The following is a 10,719-nucleotide window of genomic DNA, read 5'->3' on the forward strand; positions in this document are numbered from 1 at the left end:
GGGGGGGGGGGGGGGGCGGATCGGGCCGGGGCCCGAACCCCCCCGGGGGCCGAGCGGCGCCGTGCCGCCGAGGCGGCCGAGGATCGCTCGCATACCCAGGTCCAGGGGTGGCTGCGGGACCTGGGTCGAACCCTGGGCTATGAGGTGTGGGTCGCCAGCAATGATCGCGGGCGCGCCTACAACGGTGGACGGTTGGCCGAGGGGTGCCTCGAGAGCCTGCCTGCGGCACTGGAGTCCTCCTTGGCCGTGGATACGATCCGACTGATCGATGTGCTCTGGATCGAGCCCGAGGGGCGGGTGGCCGCCGCGTTCGAGGTCGAGCACAGCACCAGTCTGTACTCGGGCATCGTGCGCATGCTCGATCTCGCCCTGGGCGCGGCCGACGGCTTGGCCGGACGCTACTTCCTGGTGGCGCCGGATCGGCGCGAAGCCGATGCCCGGGCGCAGTTCGCCCGGCCCGCGTTCCAGCGCGTGCTGGACCTGGACCTGCGCTTTCTCGCCTACAGCGATCTGGCCGAGCACCGCGAGTCGATGGCGCGGTTTGGGCAAGGACTGCGCCCGCTCGATGCCCTCGCCCGCCCGTTGCGGGGTCCGGGGTGAGCGTCGAGCTCACCCCGTTGGATCGCCGGCCGCCGCGCATGCCCTGGCGTGGCGGCGCCTTGATGGGCGCGGGTTGGGCGACGTTCACCGGCGCGGTGGGCGACAACCGGGAGCATGCCCATCACGCGCTTCAGCTCGTGGTTGGCGAGACCGCGGACGTGGCGGTCTGGATCCGTGGCCGGGGCGAGGTCCAGGCACCGGCGGTGCTGCTCGACGCGGACGTCGTGCACCGGGTCCACCCCGGGCCCGCGTACCTGCTTTATCTGGACCGCGAGGCGCACGCCGGCCGTCTGCTGTCACCCACGTGCGTGGCCGGCGCCCGCGGGTTGACGTCCGCCGAGCGACACGCGGTGCTCGACGCCTGGCCTCGCCCCTCTCGTCTAGAGTTGGGACCGATCCTCGCGGCCTTGGGCCAGGGCCTACCGGCGAGTCCGCCCGCCGCCGCACCCTCCGATGACCGCGTCCAGCGCGTGCTGGACTCCTTGGTCACCCGGACGACATGGGAGGGCACGTTGACGAGTTTGGCCGCGGAGGCTGCGATCTCCCCCAGTCGCTTCCGACATCGGGTGCGGGAATTGATCGGCATGCCGCTGCTGCCCTACCTGCGCTGGCTGCGCCTGCGGCAGGCACTGACGGTGGCGGCCACCGGCGAGAGCCTGACGCGGGCCGCCCAGGAGGCCGGATTCGCCGACGCCGCCCATCTGACCCGGACCATGCAGCGGCATTTCGGCGTCGCCCCGAGCGATGTGATCCAGGCGCTGCGGCAAGGCGGCTGAAGCCCACAGGTCAGCCAGTTCATTCAAGCCGCCGGGCGACGCCACGTCGATGATGCAGGTCATGGGCGCATGGGACGCCCCTTCTTGGAGAACTTCATGGCGGCCTGGGCCCGCACCCTGACTCGCTTCATCCACCGCCAGCGTCGACCCGTGCGCGGTCTGCTGGCCGTAGCCGCCCTCATCTTGCTGATCGATGGGTTCCTGATCGAGCGCAGCGTGCTTCATTTGCTGCTGCTGCACCCGCTCCTGCTGATGGCGCTGCTCGCTGGACTGATCCTGACCGAGACCCCCGACCCGCCGGGAGCGTCCGATGGCCACTGACTTCATTCCGGCGTTGCGCTTTGCCGCGCTGACCCCGTGGTACGACCGCACGGTCGCTTGGAGTACCCGCGAGGCGGACATGAAGGACCGCGTCGTCGCGCTGGCGGCGCCTCGCTCCGGCGAGCGCGTGCTCGACCTAGGCTGCGGCACCGGCACCCTGCTGCTGGCCCTGGCGAACGCCGCGCCGGCGGCCACGCTCACCGGTATCGACGCGGACCCGGCGATCTTGGCGTTGGCCGCGGCCAAGATCGAGGCCGCCGGCGCACAGGCCCGACTGCTGCCCGGGTGGAGCGATGCCTTGCCGCTGCCCGACGCCCGTTTTGACCTTGCGGTATCCACGCTGTTCTTCCATCACCTTCGGCCCCACGCCAAGCACCGCGCGTTGCAGGAGCTGCGGCGCGTCCTGCGCCCCGGGGGGCGCCTGGTGATCGCCGATTTCGGGCGCGCCAAAGCGGGCTGGCGCCGCGGGATGTTCCATCTCGTCCGCCTGCTCGACGGCTACCCCAATACGCGTGACCACGCCGCCGGCACGCTGACTTCCTTCCTGGACGATGGCGGCTTCGTCGATGTGCAGTCGCTGTCCCCGCTGGCGGTGCCGCTGGGCAGTATCGATTTCCTGGTGGCCACCCGACCACGCTGTGCCTGACGCGGCGACTGCCGAATTGTTCAAGCCGGGCACCCGGTGGTTCCCCCCGCTGGGCGCAGGACTTTTGTGAAAGGAGCAACAATGATCCGGTCCCTGCTACGCGTGACGGCCTATCCGGTCGTGTTTGGCCTGAGTTTCTGGGCGGTGATGGAGATCGTGGCCCGCCCGGCTTGGCAATGGCCCGGGTTGGCGGCCGTCGCCTTGGTGGCGATGACGGTGGTGGCCGCCTTGGAATGGGTGATCCCCTACCAGCGCGCCTGGCTGGAGGATCACGACGATCTCGCCACCGACATCGCCCATGCGCTGGTGAATCTGGCCGTGCTGGCCGGCACCGCGTTCGCGCTCAATGCGCTGCGTGTGGATCTGCCCTCGGTCTGGCCGGACGCGTGGCCGACGTGGGCGCAGGTGCTGCTCGCCGGCGCGGTGATGGACCTGGGGCTGTATCTGATGCACCGGGCGAGCCACTACGTCGGGTGGATGTGGCGCCTGCACGCCCCACACCACAGCTCTGAACGTCTTTACTGGCTCAACGGCGAGCGGCGTCATCCGCTGAGCGCCATGCTGCTGGCCAGCCCCGGTCTGCTGGTGGGCGTGGCCTCGGGCGCGCCCCCGGTCATCATCAGCGCCTGGCTCACGCTGCTCGCCGTGCACCTGGCCTTCCAGCACGCCAACCTCGACTACCGTATGGGGCCCCTGCGCTATGTGCTGGGGGTGGCCGAGATTCATCGTTGGCACCACAAGCGCGAGTACGAGGACGCACAGGTCAACTTCGGGGAGTTCTGGATGCTGTGGGACCATCTGGGTCGCACGTTCCACGATCGGCCTAACGGGGTGGTCGCCGGCGAGGTCGGCTTGCGGGACCGGACCTTCCCGACCGCCTATGGCGCGCAACTGCGCTGGCCCTTTGAGCGGCCTGCCGCCGCGGCGACCGCCACACAGGACTCACCCCGAGCGCCCAACAGTCACTAAGACGAAGGTGATCACACGCGTTTGTGAAACCTTGCGCGTTTGGGCGCCCACAGCTTGACCGGCCCTGCCCTGGCCGCTGAGGATGTCGGCGACGTGACGCCGATGTGACCTGGCCCCGATAAGCTGCCCTAATCGACGTTCGAGAAAGTTCTGCCGCCACCTGTACTCAGGGCGGCGCGATCGCGCCACATGGTGCAGGCGACTAGGTTGTGAGCGGTTCGCGCCTGACTCGATGGGTGGGTTCCCTCGTCCGTATTGCGGCCGCGCCCAGCGGATTCCCGTGCGACCTATTCCAAGCCCAAAGCTTTTCGGACTTTGCCCTGGGCGGTCACCGATGCCCGACCGTAGGCGAGTAGTACTGCGGCCGCGTCGTCCTCTTGGCAATAGAAGTACGCTACCGGCACATCCAAAATTCGCGAGATGGCGACCAGCACCGGAAACGAGGGGACGTGCACGCCCCGCTCGTACTGGTTGATCCTAGGGCTGGCGACGGATGGATCCAGTCCCGCAAGGATTCCCAGGGCCTTTTGTGATAATCCGGCCCCGATGCGGGCGTCCGATAGCCGCTGAGGCACGGGATTACGGGGAGGTGAGGCTTTGGCATGAGGCACGAGCAGACCCAAGGGCGGCGGGACGCTCTAGAGGGTGGTAGCTCGAAACCTGCGTGGATACTAAGAATTCCTTAGACTAGAAGCCCGTCTCCTCCCTTAGGGAAGGTCTGAACAAAGCGCTCTGATGCTTGGATTTGCGCGCCAAGGCGCCTGATCGATCTGGATATGATCACTTTTGCGCCATTTCTGGCGGTTTGCGACGGGTTTCCCCGTCCACCAGGCGGATTTACCCCGCCGGCAGCAACAAGCGTCGTCGCGCCATCCACAGGTTCGACAACGCGAACAATGTCAGTACCTGCGCCGCGTTCTTCGCCAAGCCGCGGTAGCGCACCTTGGTGTAGCCGAACTGCCGCTTCACCACCCGGAACGGGTGCTCCACCTTCGCCCGCACGCTGGCCTTGAAGTGCTCCCAGCGCTCGGCGTATTTGCGCTCGCGCGTGTTCTTGATCGCCCGCAGCTTCGACGGCTTCTCCGCGATCCGGAACGCGGCCTGCACCTGCTGCAGTTCCTCGCGCTTGTCCGCACCGGTGTAGCCGCTGTCGCCGCTGATCGTGTCCTCACGGCCGTGCAGCAGCTTGTGCACCTGCGTCACGTCGGCCACGTTCGCCGCCGTGCACTCCACGTGGTGCACCAGGCCCGACTCCTCGTCCACGCCAATGTGCACCTTCATCCCGAAGTGCCACTGGTTGCCCTTCTTCGTCTGCTGCATCTGCGGGTCGCGCTGGCCGTCCTTGTTCTTGGTCGAACTCGGCGCCGCGATGATCGTGGCGTCCACGATCGTGCCCGCACGCAAGCTCTGGCCCTTGCGGGCCAGGTGCGCGTTCACCCGCTCCAGGAGCTGCGGCGCAAGTTCGTGCGTTTCCAGCAGCCGACGGAAGTTGAGGATCGTGGTCTCGTCGGGAATGTTGTCCAGCCCGCTGAGGCCGGCGAATCGCCGCAGCACCGCCGTGTCGTACAGCGCCTCTTCCATGGCCGGATCACTGAGCGCGTAGCACTGCTGCAGGAAGTGGATGCGCAGCATCGTCGCGACCGCATAGGGCTGCCGGCCGGGACGGCCCATCTTCGGATAGTGCGGCTCGATCAGCTTCAGCAGCGCATTCCACGGCACCACCTGCTCCATCTCCGCCAGGAAGATCTCCTTGCGGGTCCGCTTGCGCTGGCCCAGGCCTTCGGCATCACCGAACGTCAGTTGCATCGATCGTCATCCAATTCAGGTCGCGCTATTGTCGCCCGCAACGGGGGGAGTTGTTCAGACCTTCCTTAACCCGTCCATTGCCGAGGTTGAGAATGCCGCCGAAGCTCAGCAGCGGGCCGTCTTCGGCGTCCATCGTGTTGTTGTCGAGAACCAGGCCGTCGACCTTCACGCTGCCGAAGTTGAGGATGCCGCCCGACACCGCCACGCTGGGCTGGCGGCCGAGGGCCCGGTTGTCGTGGATTCGGGAGTTTTCCAGCAAGATTTCGCCGTAGTTGAGCACCGTGCCCGAATCGCGGCGCGTTGCCAGCAGCAGGTTGAAGGCGATTTGACTGTCCTTGGCCTCCAGATGCCCGTGGTTGAGGACGATCGCCGGCATATGGTCCACCGAGCTGTCGACGATCGCGACGCGCTCCAGGCGAAGGTCGCCGTAGTTTCTCAAGGCTCCCTCCGTTCCTTCGGCCAGCAACAGGTTCCGCATCACGACCTGGGCATCCTGGCTGACTTCGACCAGGGCAGCGGGGCCTGCGGCGTAGCCGCGGATTTCGGCGTAGTTGCCCTCGATGGTAAGTTCCCCGCCGAGCACCGGAAGCAGAAGCCCCGCCTGCACTTCCTTTGTGAGGATATACAGGCCGTTTCGTGCCAGTCGCACGGTGTCGTGGCCCGGGCTGGCGTTCGCCAGGCGGATGGCCTCAACCAGGGCCGCACTGTCGTTGTTCGGGATCTCGACGTCCAGGCCTCGTGAACAGGCCGCCAACGTGCTCAGACCGGTAAGTAGCAGCAAGCAAGCAACAGGGCGCATGGTCGGGACTCCTTGGGGACGCCTTTACCATCACAGAGGCGGCTAGAGCATCGGCTCGGTGGCTTTGCCCAAGGATGCGGTGGTCCGTCAGGTCCGGACCCGTGAGCCGGGGCAATGGCTGGCCGGGGCTGCTCCGGTGGACCCCTACCGGGCGTCTCCAGAGATCTTCACGCCGCGTCGACAAGCCTGAAGTGGCGTGTTATCTAACGGTCACAGTTGAAGCGGTGAAAGTCGCACCGTGGTGGTGCCGGCCCCGCATTGACCCGAACCCGGCCAAAGGCCGCCCAGGATCGAAGCGTGGAGCTGTCCGGCACGAAGGCGCGTATACCGTGAGCGTCGCCGAAGGCCCGTCGGCCACCTTGGCCCAGTCGTTGGCTCACGCCGCTCGGCTGCTGGAGCGGTCACCGTCGCTGGCGATGGCGCAGACCGAGGAAATCATCCGCGTGGTCGGCCCGCAGCCGCAGGCCCTGCTTCTGAACGCACTGGCCACAGAAGCCTGCGGTCGCCGCGAGGTAGCCACCGCCACACTGCAGGCATTGGTGCACAAGCTGCCCGGATGGGGCGCGGCCCAGGTGGAGCTTGGCCTGATGCTCGGACGCGCAGGCCGTGGTGACGCGGCCCTGGGCTGGCTGCAACGCGGCCTCGCCCTGTCGCCCGCGCACCCTCACGCCTGGCGCGCCCTGGCTGATCACCTGAGCGCAATCGGCGACGCCGCCGCGGCCGACCGCGCGCAATCGATGCATATCCGTCACGCCGCGGGCGACCCCCGGCTGATGGCGGCGGCCGACGCACTCACCGCCAACCAGATCCCTGAAGCGGAACGACTGCTGCGCTCACTGCTACTCGAACACCCGACCGACGTCGCCGCCATCCGCATGTTGGCCGAGGTCGCGGCGCGCCTGGGGCGCCTGGACGATGCCGAGACTCTGCTGGCCCGCTGCCTCGAACTGGCGCCCGGCTTCCAGGCGGCCCGCCAGAACTACGCCATGGTGCTGCACCGTGCCAACAAGCCCGAGCCTGCCCTGGCCCAGATCGAGCACCTGCTCGCCGACGAACCTGGCAACCCCGGTGCCCGCAACCTCAAGGCCGTGGTGCTGTGTCGGGTGGGCGATTACCTGCCGGCGATCGAACTTTATGACGGCCTGCTGGCCGAGTATCCCGACCACGGCCGGATCTGGCTCAGCCAGGGCCATGCCCTCAAGACAGCCGGCCTGCGCGAACGCGCCATCGCCGCCTACCGCCGATCCATCGCGCTGGATCCGGGCTTCGGCGAGGCGTACTGGAGCCTGGCCAACCTCAAGACCTTCCGCTTCGAGCCGGCCGACATCAGCGCCATGCTCGCCCAGCTCATGCGCGAAGACCTCGACGCCGAGCAGCGCAGCCAGTTCGAGTTCGCACTGGGCAAGGCCTACGAGGACGCCGGCGACTATCCGCCGGCGTTCGACCATTACAAGAAGGGCAACGACATCCGCCGGCAGGCGCTGCCGTATCGCGCCGACGACGCCACGCTGCGCGTGCGCCGGTCGCGCGAGCTGTTCACGCCGGAGTTCCTGGCCTCACGCAGCGGCGTCGGCAGCACGGCGGCCGACCCCATCTTCATCGTGGGCCTGCCGCGATCTGGCTCCACCCTGGTGGAACAGATCCTCTCCAGCCACCCGTCGGTGGAAGGCACGATGGAGCTGCCGGAAGTGATCGCGCTCACCCACGACCTGCGTCGGCAGGGCGCCGACGTCCGCGGCGGTTCCTACCACGACGTGCTGGCCACGCTGGACGCCGGACAGCTGCGCGAACTGGGCGAACGCTACCTCGATCGCACCCGCGTGCAGCGCAAGACCGGCGCGCCGCACTTCATCGACAAGATGCCCAACAACTTCTTCCACGTCGGCCTGATCCACTTGATGCTGCCCAACGCCCGCATCGTGGACGTGCGCAGGCACCCGATGGCCTGCTGTTTCTCGGGCTACAAGCAATACTTCGCCCGCGGCCAGAACTTCAGCTACGGCCTGGCGGACATCGGCCGCTATTACCGCGACTACCTGTCGCTGATGGCGCACTTCGACCAGGTGCTGCCGGGCCGCGTGCATCGCGTGGTGTACGAACACCTGGTGGAAGACACCGAGGCCCAGGTGCGCACGCTGCTTCAGTACTGCGGCCTGCCGTTCGACCCGGCCTGCCTTCGCTTCTTCGAGAACGACCGGCCCGTGCGCACCGCCAGCTCCGAACAGGTGCGCCAGCCGATCTACCGCGAGGGCCTGGACCAATGGCGCCACTTCCAACCCTGGCTGGGCGAGTTGACGAACGCGCTGGGGCCCGCGATTCAAACCTACCCGGAGCCTCCGCCTGAACCGGCGGTGGCCCCGCATGCCGTCCAATGAAACACCATGGGGAGAGTGCAATGAAAGGCAGAATCAAGCCTGGCAGCAGGGCAGGGCTGGCGCGGGGAGCGCTGGCCACCGCCATCGTCCTGGCCATCAGCAGCAGCGCATGGGCCCAGCAGGCTTCCAGCGAGGAAGCGCCGGTGCTCGAAGCAGTGACCGTGACCGCGCAAAAGCGCAGCGAGAACCTGCAGAAGGTGCCCATCAGCATCCAGGTTCTAGGCACTGAACAGCTCGACGAACTGCACGTCACCGACTTCCAGGACATCGCCACGCAGTTCCCCAGCGTGTCGTTCCAGCGCCTGGGCGAAGTGCCCAGCAACTTCCAGGTCTACATGCGCGGCGTGGCCAGCGGCGGCGACGGCAACCACTCCGGCCCGCTGCCCACCGTGGGCGTGTACGTGGATGAGCAGCCGGTGACCACCATCCGCGGCGCCATCGACCTGCACCCCTACGACATCCAGCGCGTGGAAGCGCTGGCCGGCCCGCAGGGCACGCTGTACGGCGCCAGCTCGCAGGCGGGCACGATCCGCATCATCACCAACAAGCCCGACGCTTCCGGTTTCGCGGCCGGCTACGGCCTGGAGCTCAATTCGATCAGCGACGGTGGCACCGGCCACGTCGCCGAGGGCTTCATCAACCTGCCGATCAGCGAGAATGCCGCCATCCGGCTGGTGGGCTGGGACCGCGACGATGCCGGCTACATCGACAACGTGTTCGGCGAACGCACGTTCCCGACATCGGGCATCACCATCGACAACGCCGACCGGGCGCAGGACGATTTCAACTACAGCAACACCACCGGTGCCCGCGCCGCACTGCAGATCGACCTCAACGACAACTGGACCATCACGCCCAGCGTGATCACCCAGCGCCAGGACATCAACGGCAGCTTCGGCGTGGATCCTGACGTGGGCGAGCTCGAGACCACCCAGTTCTACCCGCAGACCGCCGAGGATCGCTGGACCCAGTCGGCGCTGACCGTGCAGGGCCGCATCGGCAACTTCGACGTCACCTACGCCTATGCGCACCTGGACCGCGACCTCGACACCGAATCGGACTACAGCGACTACGCGTACTGGTACGACACGCTGTTCGGCTACGGCACCTACTTCTACGACGACAACGGCGACCTGATCAATCCGTCGCAGTACATCCAGTCCGCCAACGGCTACAAGAAGCAGAGCCACGAACTGCGCATCGCCTCACCGGCGGAAAACCGCCTGCGCTTCGTCGCCGGCGTGTTCTGGCAGGACCAGGACAATGACATCCAGGAGCGCTATCGCGTCGACGGCCTGGCCGACTCGCTGTCGGTCACCGGCTGGGAAGACACCATCTGGCTTACCCGCCAGCAGCGCCAGGACAAGGACCAGGCCTTCTTCGGCGAGGTGTCGTTCGACTTCACCGATCGACTGACGGCCACGGCCGGCATGCGCTTCTTCGAGGTCGACAACAGCCTGCGCGGCTACTTCGGCTTCAACGACGGCTACGTGTCCAATCCGACCTACGGCGAAGGCGCCTGCAACACCCAGAACCTGCCGCCGTATCCGAATGCGCCCTGCGAGGTGTTCAACAAGTCGGTGCAGGAGAACGACTCGATCGGCAAGTTCAATCTCAGCTACCAGCTCAATGACGACGTGATGGTGTACGGCACCTGGTCGGAGGGCTATCGTCCGGGCGGCATCAACCGGCGCGGCACGCTGGACCCGTACGTTTCCGATTACCTCACCAACTGGGAGCTGGGCTGGAAGTCGCGCTGGGCCGACGGCCGCCTGACCTTCAACGGTGCGGTGTTCGAACAGTCATGGGACGACTTCCAGTTCGCCATCCTCGGCCAGAACGGCCTCACCGAAATCAAGAACGCCAACCAGGCGCGCATCCGCGGCATCGAGGCCGACATCAGCTGGGCGGCCACCTACAACCTGCGCCTGTCGGGCGGCGTCGCCCTGTACGACGCCGAGCTTAGCGAGAACTACTGCGGATTCACCGACGCCAACGGCAAGCCTGAAACCGACTGCGCCGCGCCGCTGGCACCGCAAGGCACCCGCCTGCCGATAACGGCCGACTTCAAGGGCAACCTCACCGCACGCTACACCTTCGACGTCGGCTCGTTCGAGGCGCATGTCCAGGGCCAGCTGCTGCACGAAGGCGAACGCAGCACCGACCTGCGCACGGCCGAGCGCGCCATCCTGGGCGACCTGGATGCCTACACGCTGTTCGACCTCACGGCCGGCTTCGGCCGCGGCAACTGGGACGTGGACTTCTACATCAAGAACGTCTTCGACGAGCGCGCCGAGCTGTCGCGGTTCACCCAGTGTGCCGAAGCCGTCTGCGGCGACCAGGCCTACACCGTGGTGGCCCGGCCGCGTTAGTTAGGAGTGCGGGTCAAGCAGGACTTATTATAGTACAGCGGCTGGAAAGCACGGC

General features: G+C 67.1%; 9 protein-coding genes and 1 pseudogene. 7 read left to right on the plus strand and 3 right to left on the minus strand.

The window, feature by feature from the left end; genetic code table 11:
• The 5 genes and pseudogenes from K0M70_RS08955 to K0M70_RS08975 form a co-directional block, all read left to right on the plus strand.
• Nucleotides 1-600 (plus strand): annotated as a pseudogene (locus K0M70_RS08955) (type II restriction endonuclease); the annotation flags it as partial.
• Entirely contained in the window at nt 597-1,376 is a 780-nt protein-coding gene (locus K0M70_RS08960; protein WP_290781459.1) for a helix-turn-helix transcriptional regulator, read from the plus strand. The pseudogene K0M70_RS08955 and the gene K0M70_RS08960, both read left to right, overlap by 4 nt.
• Before the next feature lie 69 nt (nt 1,377-1,445).
• Nucleotides 1,446-1,697 (plus strand): hypothetical protein, encoded by a 252-nt coding sequence (locus tag K0M70_RS08965; RefSeq protein ID WP_290781460.1) that lies wholly within the window; start codon nt 1,446-1,448, stop codon nt 1,695-1,697.
• Nucleotides 1,687-2,343 carry a methyltransferase domain-containing protein gene (locus K0M70_RS08970; protein WP_290781462.1) on the plus strand — a complete coding sequence of 219 codons (657 nt, stop codon included), beginning with the start codon at nt 1,687-1,689 and terminating at the stop codon, nt 2,341-2,343. Before K0M70_RS08965 ends, K0M70_RS08970 begins: the two co-directional genes overlap by 11 nt.
• A gap of 81 nt (nt 2,344-2,424) precedes the next feature.
• On the plus strand, nt 2,425-3,312 hold the full coding sequence (locus tag K0M70_RS08975; RefSeq protein ID WP_290781464.1) for a sterol desaturase family protein: 888 nt from the start codon (nt 2,425-2,427) through the stop codon (nt 3,310-3,312).
• Between the two features lie 287 nt (nt 3,313-3,599).
• Here K0M70_RS08975 and K0M70_RS08980 read toward each other — a convergent pair whose 3' ends face one another.
• The 3 genes from K0M70_RS08980 to K0M70_RS08990 form a co-directional block, all read right to left on the minus strand.
• Entirely contained in the window at nt 3,600-3,923 is a 324-nt protein-coding gene (locus tag K0M70_RS08980) for a helix-turn-helix transcriptional regulator (protein WP_343211205.1), read from the minus strand.
• A 226-nt stretch (nt 3,924-4,149) separates the two neighbouring features.
• A complete protein-coding gene (locus K0M70_RS08985; RefSeq protein ID WP_290781466.1) occupies nt 4,150-5,118 on the minus strand; it encodes an IS5 family transposase in 969 nt (322 codons plus the stop codon).
• 25 nt (nt 5,119-5,143) lie between these two features.
• A complete protein-coding gene (locus K0M70_RS08990; RefSeq protein ID WP_290781467.1) occupies nt 5,144-5,917 on the minus strand; it encodes a hypothetical protein in 774 nt (257 codons plus the stop codon).
• 329 nt (nt 5,918-6,246) lie between these two features.
• Between K0M70_RS08990 and K0M70_RS08995 the strand changes: the two genes are divergently transcribed.
• Together K0M70_RS08995 and K0M70_RS09000 are read left to right on the plus strand one after the other, a co-directional pair.
• On the plus strand, nt 6,247-8,292 hold the full coding sequence (locus K0M70_RS08995) for a sulfotransferase (RefSeq protein ID WP_343211204.1): 2,046 nt from the start codon (nt 6,247-6,249) through the stop codon (nt 8,290-8,292).
• 20 nt (nt 8,293-8,312) lie between these two features.
• Nucleotides 8,313-10,664, plus strand: a complete 2,352-nt coding sequence (locus tag K0M70_RS09000) for a TonB-dependent receptor (protein ID WP_290781468.1) — start codon at nt 8,313-8,315, stop codon at nt 10,662-10,664.
• The last annotated feature ends 55 nt before the right edge of the window (nt 10,665-10,719 follow it).

It is taken from the genome of Arenimonas sp. (assembly GCF_019459675.1).
GTDB lineage: Bacteria > Pseudomonadota > Gammaproteobacteria > Xanthomonadales > Xanthomonadaceae > Arenimonas.

Coding starts and splice junctions, on each gene's coding strand:
- K0M70_RS08990 (WP_290781467.1), bottom strand. CDS start 5,917: ATGCGCCCTGTTGCTTGCTTGCTGCTACTTACCGGTCTGAGCACGTTG.
- K0M70_RS09000 (WP_290781468.1), top strand. CDS start 8,313: ATGAAAGGCAGAATCAAGCCTGGCAGCAGGGCAGGGCTGGCGCGGGGA.
- K0M70_RS08975 (WP_290781464.1), top strand. CDS start 2,425: ATGATCCGGTCCCTGCTACGCGTGACGGCCTATCCGGTCGTGTTTGGC.
- K0M70_RS08985 (WP_290781466.1), bottom strand. CDS start 5,118: ATGCAACTGACGTTCGGTGATGCCGAAGGCCTGGGCCAGCGCAAGCGG.
- K0M70_RS08965 (WP_290781460.1), top strand. CDS start 1,446: ATGGGACGCCCCTTCTTGGAGAACTTCATGGCGGCCTGGGCCCGCACC.
- K0M70_RS08970 (WP_290781462.1), top strand. CDS start 1,687: ATGGCCACTGACTTCATTCCGGCGTTGCGCTTTGCCGCGCTGACCCCG.